Source organism: Streptomyces sp. NPDC050264 (assembly GCF_040655895.1).
GTDB lineage: Bacteria > Actinomycetota > Actinomycetes > Streptomycetales > Streptomycetaceae > Streptomyces.
The window spans coordinates 185,935-186,150 of record NZ_JBFAKV010000006.1 but is presented as its reverse complement, the minus strand read 5'-3'; the positions used below and the strand labels follow the sequence as shown (position 1 = coordinate 186,150).

The 216-nt window shown below is 69.0% G+C and carries 1 protein-coding gene; it reads left to right on the top strand.

Going from position 1 to position 216, the window contains the following annotated elements:
* The coding region (locus AB0J02_RS12785) for a hypothetical protein (protein WP_363193638.1) at positions 1–216 on the top strand (216 nt) is incomplete at both ends.

The following is a 216-nucleotide window of genomic DNA, read 5'->3' as shown; positions in this document are numbered from 1 at the left end:
ACGTACGTCGCCGGGTGACGAGTTCGTCGCGGTCTCGGGGCTACGTCCGCACTGCTCGTGCACGTCGCCGGGTGACGAGTTCGTCGCGGTCTCGGGGCTACGTCCGCACTGCTCGTGCACATCGCCGGGTGACGAGTTCGTCGCGGTCTCGGGGCTACATCCGCACTGCCGGCGCACGCCGCCGAGTGACGAGTTCGTCACGGTCTCGGGGCTACT